Source organism: Synechococcus sp. PCC 6716, from assembly GCF_022570815.1.
Taxonomy (GTDB): Bacteria; Cyanobacteriota; Cyanobacteriia; order Thermosynechococcales; family Thermosynechococcaceae; genus Thermosynechococcus; species Thermosynechococcus lividus.
Window position 1 is genome coordinate 103220 of the sequence record NZ_JAKLTU010000010.1, and the last position, 16307, is coordinate 119526.

Here is a 16307-nt window from a genome sequence, read left to right on the forward strand (position 1 = left end):
GTTTCTAAGGATAACGCCCCCTTAACCTATGGGAGATTATTGCTTTCATTGATAGAGATAGCAACCCCCATGGCTCAACAATTTGGACTTGGACGACGTAAATTTATTGTGTATGGCTCCGCCGCCTTAGGAACGAGCCTATTGATCAAAGGCTGCGCTCCAGCCACAGAAACCGGTGGTGGTGGCACAACAGCAGGCAGTGGTGAGACAATTAAAGTCGGTATTTTGCACTCCCTGAGCGGCACCATGGCCATCAGTGAAAAAAGCGTCGTTGATGCCACCCAGCTAGCCATCGATGAAATTAACAGTGCTGGCGGTGTCCTTGGTAAACAGATTGAGCCAATCCTTGAAGACGGTGCCTCCGACTGGCCCACCTTTGCCGAAAAAGCCACCAAACTCATCGATCAAGATAACGTCGTTGTTGTCTTTGGCTGCTGGACCTCTGCCTCCCGCAAAGCCGTGCTGCCAGTGTTTGAGGCTAAAAATCATATGCTCTGGTACCCCGTGCAATATGAAGGTCAAGAATGCTCTAAAAATATTTTCTATACGGGGGCAGCCCCCAACCAGCAAATTGAACCTGCCGTAGATTGGTTGCTGGAAAATAAAGGGAAGAAATTCTTTTTGGTCGGCTCTGACTACGTCTTCCCCCGCACCGCCAATACTATTATTAAGGCGCAACTCGCGGCCAAAGGTGGGGAAACGGTCGGTGAAGACTATCTGCCCCTTGGTAGCATCGAGGTCACCCCCATTATTACCAAGATTCGCTCTGCTCTCCCCGATGGCGGTGTTATTTTTAACACCCTGAACGGCGATAGTAACGTTGCCTTCTTCAAACAACTGCAGGGGGCGGGGTTAACTCCCGATAAATACCCCACCATGTCGGTAAGTATTGCTGAAGAAGAAGTTCAAGCCATTGGTGTGGAGTACCTCAAGGGGCACTACGCTGCTTGGAATTACTTCATGACCGTTGATACGCCCCAAAACAAAACCTTTGTGGAGGCCTTCAAAGCAAAATTTGGCCAAAATCGCGTTACCAACGACCCCATGGAGTCTGCCTATATTGGGGTTAACCTGTGGAAGCAAGCAGTGGAGCAGGCGGGAACCGCTGATGATCTCGAAAAAGTGCGCCAAGCTGCCATTGGCCAAGCCTTTGATGCACCCCAAGGCCCGGTGAAGATGTTCCCCAATCACCATATTTCGCAAACGGTGCGCATTGGAGAAGTGGGCGACGATGGCCTCTTTAAGATTGTTTATGCCACCCCACAGCCAGTGGATCCGCTGCCGTGGAACCAGTTCGTGGCTGAAACCAAAGGCTTTACCTGCGACTGGACGCGCACTGATGTAGAGAATCCCGGCCAATTCCGGATGGAAGGGTCATAATCTAGCCATTTGGTAGCTTCAAAAACAGTTTGTGCCACCCCGACCGTTGACGATCAAGGTTAACTGTTGGCGGTGGTTCTTTAACCCTAACCTTGTTTAGCCATGACGTTTTTGCTTGAGAGTATTTTTAATGGCATGAGCATTGGCGCAGTCTTGCTGTTGGCAGCACTGGGCTTAGCCATTGTCTTTGGCATTATGGGGGTGATTAATCTTGCCCACGGCGAACTAATGATGCTGGGAGCCTACACTACCTTTGTGGTGCAAAATGCCTTTCGGGCACTAGGAGATAGCTGGTTTGACTGGTACTTGCTGGTGGCTGTTCCCCTCGCCTTTGCCCTAGCAGCTGGCGTTGGTGTTATGCTCGAGCGCAGTGTCATTCGCTATCTCTACGGTCGTCCCCTCGAAACTCTATTGGCGACGTGGGGGGTGAGTTTGATTTTGCAACAGTTGGTGCGCAGCATTAGCTGGCAGATGACCCTGCAAATTGCTCTGTTCTGCCTCCTGTTTTTTGGGGGTATGTGGCTGCTCAAGGGACGTACCATAGCTCAGCGTTGGCACGCTTGGGTAACCCCTGTCTTGCTAGTGCTGTCTTTGGGAATTGGTATTACAGCGGGGCTGGCTGTAGGGGGGGCAGCGGGCTTAGCTGTGACTAAGCCGTGGTTTGGTGCCCAAGGGGTTGATGTCACCGCACCCAGTTGGTTGCGGGCGGGGGTGAACCTCTTGGGGGTGCAATTTCCCTTTGTGCGTTTGTTTATTATTGCCTTGACAGCAGTATGCTTGGTGGCCATTTATCTGTTCCTGCTGCGATCGCAATGGGGGTTGCGTATTCGTGCGGTTACCCAAAACCGCAGTATGAGTGCTTGCCTAGGCATTCCCACTCAAACTGTGGATGCCTTGACCTTTGCCCTCGGATCAGGGCTGGCTGGGATTGCTGGCTGTGCTATTAGTCTGCTGGGGTCGGTGAGCCCAAACACTGGTCAAAACTACATTGTTGATGCCTTTATGGTGGTGGTGGTCGGCGGGGTCGGCAAAATTGTTGGCTCCATTGTAGCTGCCTTGGGGATTGGTTTTGTCAACTATGTGATTGGCTCTGGGCTCTTCACGCGATTCTTGGCACCCGGTACGGGGCTTTACGACTTCTTTGAGTTTTTTGCCAGTACCAGTATGGCGCGGGTGATGGTCTTTATCCTCATTATTACCTTCTTGCAAATTCGCCCTGCTGGCTTATTTCCGCAAAAAGGACGTACCGTCGATGCCTAAGTTACCTAAACTGTCGTTTCCTAAGCATCGTATCAGTGCTCCAGAGTTAGGGGTGGTGGCTGCCCTTGCCTTAGTTTTAATCTTTATTATGCCCCTTGTCCTGCCCGGCTTCCGTTTGGATCTGCTGCATCGCTATTTGGCACTGGCAATTGTGGCGCTTGGCATTGACCTGATTTGGGGATTTACGGGCTTACTGAGCTTAGGGCATGGCATTTTCTTTGCCTTGGGCGGCTATGCGATCGCTATGCATATTAAACTGCAAGTCCCAGCAGGCGCCGCCAGTCCTCTGCCGGATTTCATGACCCTTTATGGGGTCACGGAGCTACCTTGGTTTTGGTATCCGTTCTATTCCTTTGCCTTCGCTGTGGTAGCAGTGGTGCTGATTCCGGCACTCTTGGGGGCAATTCTAGGCTATCTAGTGTTTCGCAACCGCATTCGCGGCGTTTACTTTTCCATCCTTACCCAAGCGGCCATTATCGTCTTCTTTAATTTCTTTAACGGTCAGCAAAAGCTTTTTAACGGCACTAACGGTCTCACAGACTTTCAGACCCTTTTAGGGGTACCCGTACGGGATGCCCAAACGCAGTATTGGTTTTACGTGCTGACGGTGATCTTCCTCGCGCTGGCGTATTTGCTCTGTCGTTGGCTGACCATGGGACGCTTTGGCCGACTCTTGGTGGCGATTCGCGATGATGAAGCTCGGGTGCGCTTTTCCGGCTACAACCCCACTAGCTATAAGGTACTGGTGTTTGCCATTTCTGCTGCCCTAGCGGGGATTGGCGGTGCTTTTTTTACGCTGCGAACCGGGATCATCTCGCCGCGTGCGATGGATATTGCCTTTTCCATTGAGATGGTGATCTGGGTGGCGGTGGGCGGTCGTGCCAGCCTGATCGGCGCAATTTTAGGGGCACTGCTTGTAAACTTTGCCCGTAGTTTGCTAAGTGAGCAGTTTGCAGATATTTGGCTCTTTTTCCAAGGGGCGCTGTTCCTCATTGTTGTGTTGGCCTTACCCACGGGAATTGTGGGCTGGCTGCGGACGGAGAGCCATTTGTTTTTGGCAAGACTGCTGGGGCGACCCCAACCTTTGGCCACCTATCCTGAATTGGAGCTAGACCCAGACATACAGTATGAGCGTGACGTTCTCACGCAGGAGGGCAAACACCCATCGTGACACCACCGATTCTAGAAATTGAGGATCTCACCGTTAGCTTTGATGGCTTTAATGCCCTGAATCACCTTTCGTTTCAAATGGAAACGGGAGAGCTAAGGGTGATCATTGGTCCCAATGGTGCTGGGAAGACCACTTTCTTAGATGTCATTACCGGCAAAGTGAAGCCTACCCAAGGCCGAGTACTGTTCAAAGGCCGTAATCTCCGCCGTTATAGCGAAGATCAGATTGCCCGTTTTGGCATTGGCCGTAAGTTTCAAACACCGCGGGTGTATCTCAATTTAACGGTACGAGAAAACTTAGAGTTAGCGGGTGCCCGGCAAAAAGGCGTGCTCTCAACCCTGTTACACCCCTTACCCAAACCGGATCGGGAGCGGATTCAGGCCTTGATTGAAACCATTGGCTTACGGCCGAAAGCCAATTTTCCGGCAGGCTTACTCTCCCACGGCGAAAAGCAATGGTTAGAGATTGGGATGCTGGTGGCGCAATCACCGGATCTATTACTGGTGGACGAGCCAGTGGCGGGTCTTACGGATGAGGAAACCCGTCTCACAGGAGAACTCTTAGTGGCGCTGGCGGAAAACCATTCCATTATTGTGATTGAGCACGATATGGAGTTTGTGCGGCAAATTGCCCGTACGGTTACGGTGCTCCACGAAGGCTCGGTACTGTGTGAAGGCTCCATCGAAGATGTCCAGAATGACCCCCGCGTGATTGAGGTCTATTTGGGGGCACCCTTAGAAGAACCTACCTCCCAGAAACAGCCATGACCCGTGTTGATCACTACCCTTTACCCACGACTGCGGTGGCCGCCGATTGGATGCTGCGGGTGCGCGGTCTGAATGTCTATTACGGTGAAAGCCATATCCTACGGGATATTGATCTGAGTGTGCCTACCGGTAAGATGGTGTGCCTGATTGGTCGCAATGGCGTTGGCAAAACTACTCTCCTCAAGAGTATCATTGGCTTACTCAACCCCCGCCAAGGTGAACTGGTGTGCCAAGAGCAGTCATTACTGCCGCTGCGCCCGGATCAGCGGGCAAAGCTGGGGATTGGCTATGTTCCCCAAGGCCGTGAGATCATTCCACGGCTGACGGTTAAGGAAAATTTACTGCTGGGGTTAGAGGCACGCCCGCACTCTGCTCGCAAAGGTGATATTCCCGAGGACATTTTTGAGTTGTTTCCCGTCTTGAAGAAGATGCTACACCGTATGGGGGGCGACCTGAGTGGGGGGCAACAACAGCAGTTGGCGATCGCCCGGGCATTGATGGGGCAGCCCAAGCTTTTGCTGCTGGATGAACCCACTGAGGGAATTCAGCCCTCAATTATTTTAGAAATTGAAGCCGCCGTCCGACGGATTATTGCTGCCCGTGGTATTTCTGTCCTTTTGGTGGAGCAGCACCTCCACTTTGTGCGCGAAGCCGATTGGTACTACGCTATGCAAAAGGGGGGGATTGTTGCCTCAGGCCCAACCAGCGACCTCAGTCAAGATGTGATTCAGCGGTTTTTGGCAGTTTAGGCGTCTGCCCGTCTATATCAATCTCTATATCAATCTAGGGTGCTGGGCTGCTCTACAAGGGTGACCCGCCGCGGTTGAGCGAGTTGCCGCAGTACCGGTTGGAGGGTGGCGAGGGTCTGGTTTAGGGTCTGGAGCACTAATTGCAGGCTGCCCGTCTCTGCAAGTGCGTTGAGGGCATCGCTCAGTTGCTCGATGAGGAGCAGTCGCTGTTGCAGGCGTTGTTCGCTTTGCGAGAGTAACTGGGCTATAGACTGGCCGTGCTGGCGCAGTTCTTGGCCAATGGCTATGTGCTCTTGATTAACGCGCTCAAGAAGTTGAAGTTGGCTTGTTTCTAGCTGCTCTAGCAATCGCTGAAATGACGCATCGGCAGACTGCTGTTGCGTGGTGATGGCCGCCACAAACTGTTGGCGATCGCTCACCATTGCCCGCGCTAAATGGGTGAGGTTTTGCAGCAGTTGCTCGAGCCGCTCGGTAGCGGGTGCCATCAGGGCTTCTGGATTGGGTAACTCGGCTCGGATGACTTCTTGCAGTACCGCTTTGAGGGTGTCTGGTGCCAGCGCCGCTGGACTGGCACCCATGGGTAAGCGCGGTAGCAGATAATCGTTAATGTAGGTGTCAATTTGCAGCAGTAACTTGGCTTCCCAGCGCTCAACCGCCACTAAAGGAATCATGACAAAAACACTCAAGACTAAGGCCACGAGGGTGGTGTCAAAGGCAACCGCCAAGCCAGTGGTGACGCTGCCAATCCCCTCCTTAATTTGGTTGACATCCTGAGCCGTTTCCAAAAAACTGGAAAACCCACTCACCGCTTGGCTAATGCCAACGACGGTGCCGATGAAGCCCAGCAGCGGGATCGCCCACACCAAAACCCGTGGAATAGTGTAGGAGGCATCCGCTGCTGCTGCTGCACTGCCACTGTCTTCTGCGGCAACGTCTGCAGCAATGGCGCGCTGCTCACTGGTCATAAATGCCGCCAACACTCGCCCACAGCGATTGGGGAGCAGCCCCTGGCGTTGGGCTAAGGTCTGCTGTAAGTAAGCGACATCCCGCGCCGTTGTCAGGGGATAGTTAGCCGGGATCCAATTTTGGCGCAGGCTGGGAAACTGCTGCACCAAGGCGATCGCCTTCAGAAGAGTAAAGATCAGCACTGTCCAGGCAAAAAACAGCGCCACAGGTTGGGTCCACCCCCGTGCAAGAAGTAATTGCCCTAAGTAGGTACCCTGAAACGGCAGAAACCCAATATAGACCCCTACAGTGGCCACAAGGGCGATCGCCAACGCCAGCCACAGATTCGCCCGGATATCCTTACGCGCAACCGCCACCGGGGTCAACGGCGGCGTTGAGGTTAGCACAGGGGTTGAAGAAGCAGTCATACTCACCGTCACGGATAATGCAAACGTTTACCATCTTACTGAACCCCAGCCTGCCCCTCTCAGGGCTTGGGTGTAATCGCGGTACTCTGCTGCCAACGCCAAATCCCGGCCAACAGGCTACCAATCAGCGAATGGGTCACCCCTGAAATGGCACAGGGGACGGCGGTCAGGGGGTTAGCGAACGCTTGCCGTGCCAAGGCCACCCCCAACCCCGAATTTTGCATCCCCACCTCAATGGAAATCGTGCGACAGGTTCGCTGGGAATAGCCCACCCATCGTGCGATGTAGTACCCGCCAAAGAAGCCAATACTATGCAGGGAGATCACCGCCGCCAATAGCTGCACCCCATGGGTAACAATCGCACTGGCACTTGCGGCAAAAACCCCACCGCAAATGATGCAAATTCCCAAAACTGAAATAAAGGGGGAAATAGGCAGTACCTTTTTCACCAGATTAGGTGCCTTTGTATTCAAGGCAAGACCCACCAGAATAGGCAACAGCACCACCTGCACCGTTCCCCAAAACAACTGCATTGCATTCACTTCCACGTACTGCCCCGCCAACAGTTTTGTTAGGAGCGGGGTGAGCACAACGGCCGCTAACGTAGAGCAGAGGGTCATCACCACCGACAGAGCAACGTGGGCACGAGCAATAAAGCTCACCACATTAGAGGCCGTTCCCCCCGGACAGCAAGCAACCAGAATCAGACCCACCGCAAAGGGGGGTGGCAACTGGTAAAGACGCGCCACCAGCCATCCGGCCGTTGGCATGATCAAGTACTGCGCTAAGAATCCCAAGGCAACAGAGCGAGGCATTAAACCGACAGCCTTAAAGTCCGCCCAACTGAGGGTCAGCCCCATCCCCAGCATCACCACCATCAAAATCCAGACGATGTAGTCACTGCTCACCCACAAAAACAGCGGCGGATGCAGCAGCGCAACAATAGCAGTGATCAAGACCCATAGGGGAAAAAGATTGGTCAGCCACTCAAGGCGAGACATGGTGGGCACTGCTCCCTAGGGGGTGGGTCGCCGCCGCTGCAAAAACTCTGGAATATCCAGCTTAGGCTTGCCCTCAGGGTCTGTTGGCTCAGACTTTGGAGCGGGCGCAGAGGTAACATTCGATGGGGGCTTGCTAGGGAGGGGGGGGGCTTTGGCAACCGTGCGGCTGCGGGGAGTGGCCTCCCCCGTGAAGCCCGTTGCAATAACCGTGACTTGCACTTCGCCCTGTAGCTCGGGATCAATCACCGCCCCAAAGATAATGTTGGCATTCGCATCGGCCACATTGTAGATGACCTCTGCGGCAGCATTGACTTCGTGCAACGTTAAATCCGTTCCGCCAGTAATGTTAAAGACAACCCCTTTGGCGCCTTCAATAGAGCCTTCCAAAAGGGGTGAAGAAATGGCCGTCATCGCTGCTTCTGCCGCTCGGGATTTACCAGAGGCAATGCCAATCCCCATCATGGCAGAGCCAGCATCGGCCATCACAGAGCGAATATCCGCAAAGTCAACGTTAATCAGACCCGGCAGGTTAATAATGTCGGAGATGCCCTGTACCCCTTGGCGCAGCACATCGTCTGCCACGCGGAAGGCATCCTGCACAGAGGTTTGCTCAGAAATGACGGAAAGAATTTTATCGTTGGGAATAACAATAAGGGTATCTACCCGACTTTGCAATGCCTCAATGCCTTCGTCTGCTTGAGTTGCCCGTCGTCGGCCTTCAAAAGTAAAGGGGCGAGTCACCACCGCAACAGTGAGGGCACCTTGCTCCTTGGCAACTTCCGCCACAATGGGCGCAGCACCCGTGCCTGTGCCGCCCCCCATCCCACAGGTAATAAAAATTAAATCAGCATCCTTCAGTGCCGCCGCAAGCTCTTCCCGGGATTCTTCGGCAGCTTTTTGGCCAATGGCCGGATTGCCACCTGCTCCAAGGCCCCGGGTTAATTTTTGGCCGATTTGTAAGGCGCGATGGGCTTGAGACTGGGCGATCGCTTGGGCATCAGTATTGACCGACCAAAACTCAACGCCAGCAACATTACTGGCAATCATGCGATTGACTGCATTGCCACCACCACCACCGACGCCAATGACTTTAATGCGGGCTGCTGACGTTTCCACCAAATTCTCATGACTCCTTAACACATCGGTCGGCGCGCTATAACCATTTTCGCCAGATGCAACCTCAGAATCTCCTGCAGCAAAAGACTTGGAATCATTAACGGGAACGCTTTCTGCAGGAAAATAGTGCTCTGACTCCATAAGACAACGTTCTTTACCCATGATAAATATGGGGCAACTATATCATGAACTCTAGTAAAGGCATGATTAACATCTACAAAATTATAAATAGGTCGTCCTCATTTTGGCAGACCTATCAACAGATAACGTGAAGGCAGTGTGTCCACTGACGAGCAAATTGACTGCCTAGGGTTTGGATTCAGATCAAAGCTTCGCTAGAGTGTTTTAGGAACCATTGCACAACCTGTCGGAAGAGGAAAGGACGCATGAAACGGCTGTGGACGCAACGTCTAACGCTCATAGGCCTTGCGCTGTTACTGTGGGGGTTGCTCACGAGTGTCAGTTGGGCTGGGGTAAACGACGATCGCTACGACGGCAACATTTTTGCCCTTTACGGTGGCAACGGCTCCCTCGTGCCGCCCAAAGTTAGCCTCAGCCAATCGCTAAAGAGCGATCGCGCCACGCTGCTGGTGTTTTACGTCAACGACAGCCGTGACTGCAAACAGTTTGCCACCACTATCTCCCAACTACAGGGCTATTATGGCCGTGTCACAGACTTTATTCCTATTGATATTGATGCTCTACCCCTAGGGGCTGAATTTACCGCCACCGATCCGGGGTACTACTACAAAGGATTGGTGCCGCAAACCCTAATTTTTGATCGGCAGGGGCGGCTCCGCCAAGAGGTGGTGGGCAATGTCCCCTTTGAAACCCTTGACGATACCCTGCGGCAGGTCTTTGATCTGTTGCCTCGCTCGGAGTCACCAGAACTACGGTCTCGCTTTGTGAATGACAGCCTCCCCAATTTGTAGAGGAGGGGAGTGTTTAGAAGAGGCAGCTTAAGGCAGAACGCAGTTTGAAGCGCAAGGCGATCGCCGTCAGGTTATCGTGGCCGTTGACTTCGTTCCCCATCTCAATGAGTTTATGGAGGGTTTGGCTGAGGGGCACGCTAAAGTCTAGCATGGGCAGGATATGGCTAATGATATGGGTTTCGAGGCAGCGATTATCCGAGAGACCATCGGAGCACAATAAAACTAAGGTATCTTCATCAATGGTAATATCCATAACCTCAGGGGCAACGGATTGATTATTGCGTGGGCCAAGGGCTTGGGTCAGCTGGTAGGCATCGGGGCGACCGTAGGCAATCTCTGGCTCTACGCCCTGCTGAATGAGGCGCTGACCCACTTCATGATCAACGGTGAGCTGCTCTAAGCCTTGGCGTTTGGTAAAGCGATAGATACGGCTATCGCCTACATACCCTAAGCGCAGATGATAGTTATCCACCAGCGCCATAACCAGTGTGGTTCCCATGCGGCCACTGCCGGTTTTTGCCTTTTGCTCGTTGGTTTCAAAAATGGCTTCATTTGCACGATAAATAGCCTTTCGCACCTCGTCGGCGCTGGGCAGGTCTCCCTGCCATGGCCACGTTTCTTCAAAATAGTCATACACCGTTTTAGCTGCAAGGGAGCTAGCAACTTCCCCTTCGGCGTGCCCCCCCATACCATCACACAGGATAAATACTCCTTGCATATTTAATTGCTGGCCGTTGGGGGTGACCCGCAACTGCTGGCGGTGATTCATTAAATACACGTCTTCATTATGGTGGCGATCGCGTCCGGTATCGGTTTGGGCCGCAACCTCTACTTGAACCAGTTGGCGGGGTAGCAGTGCCGTGGGCGCATCATCAATGGCGGTATGGTCGTTATCATCTGGCAAGGGCAGTTTAGGGAGCGCAGCAATCAAATCATCCGTGCTCTCACCCGCCTCATCCGCTTCATTAAGCACTAACAGGGGTTCGGTGCGCAGCGTTTCTGCTAATGAGTCTAGGAGCATTTGTATCTCCCTGATGGTTTCAATGGGAGCGGTACTCAGGGATACCAACAACGGCATGAAGACCGACTGCCGACGCACTGAGGTGTTTTCAAACAGTTGCTGCCAGATAGTGACAAGGGTTGGCCGTTGAGCAAGAGGGCGAAAGCTCTCGACAAGGGGAGGCGTGAAGTCAAGCTGGTGTAACCGTAGGCTTTGATCAGGGTTGACGGCCAAGTTTTTAATTGTTAAAAGCGAAAAATGACTATGCCATGGCTCTAGCAGTTGCCAGAGGCTAAGCATGTCTTCAAGATAGGCAAAAATACGCTCGTCGGGGATGCTGTCGTCTTCCCATACATCTTTGAGGGGGCGGGCGGCGTGGTTGTAGTCCAGAATAACACCGTGGCATTGATTCGCCGGGAAATTAGCTGTTGCAACGGTATCTAGCCAAGCATCATGAATGGCTGGCACTGACTCAGGGCAGGCAAGATTGAGCACTAAGTAGGCGATCGCCACCCCACTGAGACCGGGGTAGGCGGCCTGTAGCTGGGCAATAACACGCTCCGGCTGCGCTAGATCGAGTCCATCGGCCCACAGATGGGGCGAGGCGTGTAACTCAGCCAGCAGGGTGCTCTCATGGGGTTGCAAATCCTGCACGAGTTGCGGCAAATCGTAGGCATAACGACTGTTCCACCGCTGGTAGCGATGCTGGGGGTCAAAATAAGCCGCAGCGTTCGGTGGGTTGGTATCCTGCTCAAAGACTGTGCCCTCCACCTCCGGAGTGGCAACTGCCAAAATTGGATGGTCATTGTAAGCCGGATAGAGAACACCCCACCAGAGCTTGAGGTCTTTATCGGTTTCAGTGGTGTGCATTACAGACTGTAGAGCAGGAGGGACAGTGTGGGTACTCCTGAGGGCAGATGATTGAGCAATAGCGCTCAGGAGTAAGCCTATTGTATAGCGATCGCCCTCGAAGCATCACAGTTTAGCCAGTACGCTCTAGGAGAGCTGCCACTGCCCTAGTCCTCAGAGACTCTAATTAACCGACTCCCGTCCCTCAACCTTGGTGAGGAAACACAACTCGGTTAGAGTGCAGGGCTGATCTACCCCCAAATCCCCTCAGCTAAGGGAAAATGAGGTTGCCAAAAAACTTGACGGCACAGGGGTTGGTGTGGTGGGTTGATGCAGGCGGATAAGCTGCGCTAAGGTCTCTTTTAGCTCGGTGCGGGGCACAATCGCATCCACAAAGCCACACTTTTGCACGAATTCTGCCGTTTGGAAGTCATCGGGTAATTTCTCCCGCAGAGTTTGTTCAATGACGCGCCGTCCAGCAAAGGCAATGGTGGCTTTTGGCTCAGCTAGGATAATATCCCCCAGCATGGCAAAGCTAGCGGTGACCCCCCCAGCGGTTGGATGGGTTAACACTGGAATGTAAAGTAAGCCAGCGGCGCGATGGCGCTCGAGGGCAGCGGCGGTTTTGGCCATTTGCACAAGGCTGAGCATGCCTTCCTGCATCCGCGCTCCCCCGGATGCACAGATGAGCACGAGAGGAATGTGCTCCCACGTGGCTCGCTCAATCAGGCGGGTGATTTTTTCCCCCACTACGCTACCCATGCTGCCACCCATAAAGGCAAAATCCATGACCCCAAGAGCCACAGGTAGGCCGTTGAGCTGCCCTAACCCGGTTTGCACCGCATCCTTCAGACCGGTTTTTTCTTGGTATTCCCGCAGGCGATCGCTATAGGGCTTGCGATCTTTGAACTGGAGGGGATCACAACTCACCAACTGCTCATCGAGGGGTCGCCACGTTTGAGCATCAATCAGTTGTTGGATGCGCTCATGGCTACTAACCCGGTGATGATGACCACACTCAGGACAAACTAACTGATGGCTATGGAGGTCTTTGCTATAGATCATCACCCCGCAGGCTTCGCACTTTGTCCACAGGCCATCGGCAATTTCTCGTTCTTGGTGCATGGGGGTAAGGGCAGTTTCTTTACGGCGATTTGCAAACCAGTCAAATAACGACATTGTTGAAAATTCCCTCTAAGCTTAACGTCAGATTGTTTAATCGATGCCTCTTCCAGCACAAAACCAAGGTTCGAGAAGGCGTAACCCTAGCACTCTTAGTTGATTTCTGCACTGAAACAGGTCATAAGGCGTGTGTATTAAGTGTCCTCAAGGGGCAACAGCTAAGAATAATTACTTATCATCCCACTTTGTTGCAATTTTGCAATATATCGTACAAACTGAGAAAAATATGCATAGCAGGGGTAAATACCCACGGCACACGGGGGGCACAAGTGCCACAATGGGAAAGAAGCGTACCTGTCAAAGCGTAGCATTGGGTTCAGTCCATGTCGATGGTTGCAGTAGCGGTGGCGATCGCCATCCTCGGAATCTTAATTTTCGTTCACGAGTTGGGGCATTTTCTAGCAGCCCGCAGCCAAGGAATTTACGTCAATCGCTTTTCGATTGGCTTTGGCCCCATCCTCTGGAAGTACCAAGGGGCGCAAACAGAGTACGCCCTGCGACTCATTCCTTTGGGGGGGTATGTGGGGTTTCCTGACGACGATCCCAACAGTGCCGTTCCCGCCAGCGACCCTAACCTTCTCAGTAACCGACCCATTCTGGATCGAGCCATTGTCATCAGCGCGGGGGTGATTGCTAACCTTCTGTTTGCCTATCTGCTATTCCTCGTTCAGATGGGGGTGCTTGGGGTCAGCCATGCCACCTACTACGATGGAGTGTTAGTTCCTGCCCTTGTGCCTGAAAGTAGTTTGGTGGCCACCAAGGCAGGCATTCAGCCCGGCGATCTGATCATTTCGGTGGAGGGAAAACCCTTAACCGCCAGTGCCAGTAGCCTGCCCACCCTGATGAAAGCTATTCAGCAGCACCCGAACCAACCCCTCACCCTTGAGATTCAGCGCCAAGGAATCGTTAAGCAAGTCACTCTAATTCCTGAAGTTAACAGCGACGGCCAAGCCCGTATTGGCGTACAACTTGCTCCCCATGCTGAGGTGCGTCGAGAGCGAACATGGAACCCTATCACTTTGGCCACCGCCGCCGCCGCAGAATTCCAAAACGTTATTCTCCTCACCTTCGATGGGTTTCGTGAACTGTTTCAGCACTTTGATCAAGCAGCGCAGCAGGTGTCTGGGCCAGTGGCGATCGTGGCGATGGGGGCTGACATTGCCCGCTCCAATGCCGAGCAGTTGTTTACCTTTACCGCGCTGATCAGCATTAACCTTGCCATTATTAACATCTTGCCCCTACCGGCTCTGGATGGTGGCCAACTGTTATTTTTACTCATCGAAGCCCTGCGCGGTCGCCCATTGCCCAATCGCATTCAGGAAGGGGTGATGCAAACTGGTCTGGTCTTACTGCTGGGGCTAGGGATGGTACTGATTGTCCGTGATACGGTGAACCTGACCGGACTAGCTTGGGTACAGCAACTCTTTTAGTGATTATTCGTTGATTAGTGATGAATCGTTGTCCTGATGGCTATTACCCGCCGCCTTTGTGCTAAACAACAACGAGCTTTGGAAATTCTCACCCGCCTCAAGCGTCTTTATCCAGATGCCACCTGTAGTCTCAAGTTCGAGACTCCTGTGCAGTTACTGGTGGCCACTATCCTCTCAGCCCAGTGTACCGATGAGCGGGTGAACCAAGTCACACCGGCCTTATTTGAGCGCTTTCCGGATGCAGTGGCTTTTGCTAATGCCGATGTGGCAGAGCTAGAGCACTATATCAAATCCACCGGCTTCTATCGCAATAAAGCGCGGCATATTCAAGGGGCGTGTCGGCGGATTGTGGAGGTGTATGGCGGACAGGTGCCTAAGGTGATGGAGGATCTACTCTCACTACCGGGAGTGGCTCGCAAAACTGCTAATGTGGTACTGGCTCACGGCTTTGGTATTTTWGGTGGGGTAACGGTGGACACCCATGTCAAACGCCTCAGTCAGCGGTTTGGGCTAACCACAGAAACAGACCCGGTGAAAATTGAGCGCGATCTCATGCGCTTAGTGCCCCAGCCTGATTGGGAGAATTGGTCTATTCGCCTGATCTATCATGGTCGTGCAGTGTGCCAAGCGCGCCAGCCCCATTGTGAGGGCTGTGAGCTAGTGGATCTGTGTGCGACGGGCAAACAACTCTTGGGGGTGCGCTGAGGAGCGTCTCCCCGCAGGCTAAGATGCCTCTAACAAACTACAGTGTTCAAAAGCAACTTTAGCGGCGATCGCCATGGTGGATGCAATCACTGCGACCAGCCCCTTGATCCTCTGGACTAGCCTTGGTTTGGTACTGGGACGGTGGCTACCGGCAGTCATCCCCCAGTGGTTGGGTCGTGGCCTTTACTGGGTGGGGGTACCGCTACAAATCTTTGCCCTTGTGCACCACACTGACTTTACGGGCCTCATTTGGCTGTCGCCCGTCTTTGCCTTTTTGACGTTGGTGGTGGGCTATGTTGTAGCCCAGGTCTGTTACCCTTGGCAAGAACGCTATTTTCTGCCCCAATGGCTCCAGTACACACCGCCAACTTTAACTACAGCGTTGCCTGTGGCTGAAGCTCGGCGCTTTCAGGGCAGCTACCTCATTTCTTGCATCCTTGGTAATACGGGCTTTGTGGGGTTAGGCGTAGCCATTCCCCTACTGGCAGCGGCGGATCTGCGCTGGGCCACCTTTTATGCTATTACCCAAAATGCCATTGGTACCTATGGTCTGGGGTCGTTTCTGGGACAGTACTACGGTAAAACGCACTCCCAATCCTGGTGGCACGCCCTGGCTGTCCTCCCCACAGTACCCACCCTCTGGGCAGCGATGGCTGGATTTGCCACCCATGGGATGCTGTTTCCCCCAGGGGTTGAGTTCATACTGCAACTGGATATTCGCGGCGTGATTCCCCTAGCCTTTGTCCTGACGGGGATTCGCTTAAGTCGGCTGCCGGGGTGGCACAGTTTTGCGATGGCGATCATCCCAGCCTTGGTTAAAACGTTGATCTTGCCCCTGCCGATGTTAGCGATTGTCTATGGTCTGGGGCTGCGGGGCGATCCCCTGCTGGCGATCGCCATCATGACGAGTACGCCCACCGCCTTTGCCGCATTGATCCTTGCAGAAGAGTATGAGCTAAATGCAGAGCTACCACCGGCAGCCATTGCCCTGAGTACCCTAAGCTTTATTGCGGTGCTGCCCCTGTGGATTTTCCTGTGTCGCCATCTGCTGGTATTTGGCTGAGTTCAATGAGGTTGCCATCGGGATCCTGCACAAAAATGGCCGCGCGACCTGAAGCGCTGGCTTGCACAGGAATACCCGCCTCCGTGAGGGTTGCCTTCAGAGCCTCTAAATTGGTAACCCCCAAAGCAAGGTGAGGGTTCCGTCCCCAGCGATCGCCATCTTGGAGCCGATTGGTCACATGGGCTGCTTGGATGAGGTGAATTTGCACCGCACCCACTTGGTACCACAACCCCGGAAATGTCAGGGGGCGATCGACTCGGTGTAACCCGAGCAGCCCCTCATAAAAGGCAGCGGCACGATCAAGGTCAGTCACATTGATTGCTGTGTGC

At 53.4% G+C, this 16307-nt stretch carries 15 protein-coding genes; 9 read left to right on the forward strand and 6 right to left on the reverse strand.

Annotated elements, in window-relative coordinates; translation table 11 throughout:
* Window positions 1-69 precede the first annotated feature (69 nt).
* The 5 genes from urtA (at window position 70) to urtE (ending at window position 5327) form a co-directional block, all read left to right on the forward strand.
* Window positions 70-1380, forward strand: coding sequence for an urea ABC transporter substrate-binding protein (gene urtA / locus L5220_RS07355; RefSeq protein WP_448513724.1), 1311 nt, complete (start codon window positions 70-72; stop codon window positions 1378-1380).
* A gap of 102 nt (window positions 1381-1482) precedes the next feature.
* The gene (urtB, locus tag L5220_RS07360; protein ID WP_499572669.1) at window positions 1483-2640 is read left to right on the forward strand and encodes an urea ABC transporter permease subunit UrtB; all 1158 of its coding nucleotides are present in this window, start codon (window positions 1483-1485) and stop codon (window positions 2638-2640) included.
* The gene (urtC, locus tag L5220_RS07365) at window positions 2633-3811 is read left to right on the forward strand and encodes an urea ABC transporter permease subunit UrtC (RefSeq protein WP_499572671.1); all 1179 of its coding nucleotides are present in this window, start codon (window positions 2633-2635) and stop codon (window positions 3809-3811) included. Before urtB ends, urtC begins: the two co-directional genes overlap by 8 nt.
* Window positions 3808-4578 carry an urea ABC transporter ATP-binding protein UrtD gene (gene urtD, locus L5220_RS07370; RefSeq protein WP_448513721.1) on the forward strand — a complete coding sequence of 257 codons (771 nt, stop codon included), beginning with the start codon at window positions 3808-3810 and terminating at the stop codon, window positions 4576-4578. The genes urtC and urtD overlap by 4 nt, the downstream gene beginning before the upstream one ends.
* Entirely contained in the window at window positions 4575-5327 is a 753-nt protein-coding gene (gene urtE / locus L5220_RS07375; RefSeq protein ID WP_448527079.1) for an urea ABC transporter ATP-binding subunit UrtE, read from the forward strand. Before urtD ends, urtE begins: the two co-directional genes overlap by 4 nt.
* Before the next feature lie 29 nt (window positions 5328-5356).
* On the opposite strand, the gene L5220_RS07380 is transcribed toward urtE, so the two are convergent.
* The 3 genes from L5220_RS07380 to ftsZ are packed head-to-tail and all read right to left on the reverse strand — an operon-like array spanning window position 5357 to window position 8958.
* On the reverse strand, window positions 5357-6700 hold the full coding sequence (locus L5220_RS07380) for a MotA/TolQ/ExbB proton channel family protein (RefSeq protein WP_499572673.1): 1344 nt from the start codon (window positions 6698-6700) through the stop codon (window positions 5357-5359).
* A gap of 59 nt (window positions 6701-6759) precedes the next feature.
* Window positions 6760-7701, reverse strand: coding sequence for a bile acid:sodium symporter family protein (locus L5220_RS07385; RefSeq protein WP_499572675.1), 942 nt, complete (start codon window positions 7699-7701; stop codon window positions 6760-6762).
* A 15-nt stretch (window positions 7702-7716) separates the two neighbouring features.
* Entirely contained in the window at window positions 7717-8958 is a 1242-nt protein-coding gene (ftsZ, locus tag L5220_RS07390) for a cell division protein FtsZ (protein WP_499572677.1), read from the reverse strand.
* Window positions 8959-9203: 245 nt separating this feature from the next.
* Between ftsZ and L5220_RS07395 the strand changes: the two genes are divergently transcribed.
* The gene (locus L5220_RS07395) at window positions 9204-9749 is read left to right on the forward strand and encodes a thylakoid membrane photosystem I accumulation factor (RefSeq protein ID WP_499572679.1); all 546 of its coding nucleotides are present in this window, start codon (window positions 9204-9206) and stop codon (window positions 9747-9749) included.
* 13 nt (window positions 9750-9762) lie between these two features.
* On the opposite strand, the gene L5220_RS07400 is transcribed toward L5220_RS07395, so the two are convergent.
* On the reverse strand, window positions 9763-11619 hold the full coding sequence (locus L5220_RS07400) for a serine/threonine phosphatase (protein WP_499572681.1): 1857 nt from the start codon (window positions 11617-11619) through the stop codon (window positions 9763-9765).
* 246 nt (window positions 11620-11865) lie between these two features.
* Window positions 11866-12777, reverse strand: coding sequence for an acetyl-CoA carboxylase, carboxyltransferase subunit beta (gene accD / locus L5220_RS07405; RefSeq protein ID WP_099798221.1), 912 nt, complete (start codon window positions 12775-12777; stop codon window positions 11866-11868).
* A 326-nt stretch (window positions 12778-13103) separates the two neighbouring features.
* Here accD and rseP point away from each other — a divergent pair, with 326 nt between their 5' ends.
* From rseP to L5220_RS07420, 3 genes are all read left to right on the forward strand, one after another.
* Window positions 13104-14210: an RIP metalloprotease RseP gene (gene rseP / locus L5220_RS07410; RefSeq protein WP_448533076.1), complete on the forward strand. Its 1107-nt coding sequence runs from the start codon at window positions 13104-13106 to the stop codon at window positions 14208-14210.
* 33 nt (window positions 14211-14243) lie between these two features.
* Complete coding sequence (gene nth / locus L5220_RS07415) at window positions 14244-14915, forward strand: endonuclease III (protein WP_499572734.1); 672 nt, start codon at window positions 14244-14246, stop codon at window positions 14913-14915.
* A 73-nt stretch (window positions 14916-14988) separates the two neighbouring features.
* Window positions 14989-15978: an AEC family transporter gene (locus L5220_RS07420; protein WP_499572683.1), complete on the forward strand. Its 990-nt coding sequence runs from the start codon at window positions 14989-14991 to the stop codon at window positions 15976-15978.
* Here the strand turns inward: L5220_RS07420 and L5220_RS07425 are convergent.
* Window positions 15920-16291 carry a VOC family protein gene (locus L5220_RS07425; protein WP_499572686.1) on the reverse strand — a complete coding sequence of 124 codons (372 nt, stop codon included), beginning with the start codon at window positions 16289-16291 and terminating at the stop codon, window positions 15920-15922. The two genes, L5220_RS07420 and L5220_RS07425, sit on opposite strands and share 59 nt — an antisense overlap.
* Window positions 16292-16307 lie beyond the last annotated feature (16 nt).

Coding starts and splice junctions, on each gene's coding strand:
- L5220_RS07400 (WP_499572681.1), bottom strand. CDS start 11,619: ATGCACACCACTGAAACCGATAAAGACCTCAAGCTCTGGTGGGGTGTT.
- L5220_RS07395 (WP_499572679.1), top strand. CDS start 9,204: ATGAAACGGCTGTGGACGCAACGTCTAACGCTCATAGGCCTTGCGCTG.
- urtB (WP_499572669.1), top strand. CDS start 1,483: ATGACGTTTTTGCTTGAGAGTATTTTTAATGGCATGAGCATTGGCGCA.
- urtC (WP_499572671.1), top strand. CDS start 2,633: ATGCCTAAGTTACCTAAACTGTCGTTTCCTAAGCATCGTATCAGTGCT.
- urtE (WP_448527079.1), top strand. CDS start 4,575: ATGACCCGTGTTGATCACTACCCTTTACCCACGACTGCGGTGGCCGCC.
- rseP (WP_448533076.1), top strand. CDS start 13,104: ATGTCGATGGTTGCAGTAGCGGTGGCGATCGCCATCCTCGGAATCTTA.
- ftsZ (WP_499572677.1), bottom strand. CDS start 8,958: ATGGAGTCAGAGCACTATTTTCCTGCAGAAAGCGTTCCCGTTAATGAT.
- L5220_RS07380 (WP_499572673.1), bottom strand. CDS start 6,700: ATGACTGCTTCTTCAACCCCTGTGCTAACCTCAACGCCGCCGTTGACC.
- L5220_RS07420 (WP_499572683.1), top strand. CDS start 14,989: ATGGTGGATGCAATCACTGCGACCAGCCCCTTGATCCTCTGGACTAGC.
- urtA (WP_448513724.1), top strand. CDS start 70: ATGGCTCAACAATTTGGACTTGGACGACGTAAATTTATTGTGTATGGC.
- accD (WP_099798221.1), bottom strand. CDS start 12,777: ATGTCGTTATTTGACTGGTTTGCAAATCGCCGTAAAGAAACTGCCCTT.
- L5220_RS07385 (WP_499572675.1), bottom strand. CDS start 7,701: ATGTCTCGCCTTGAGTGGCTGACCAATCTTTTTCCCCTATGGGTCTTG.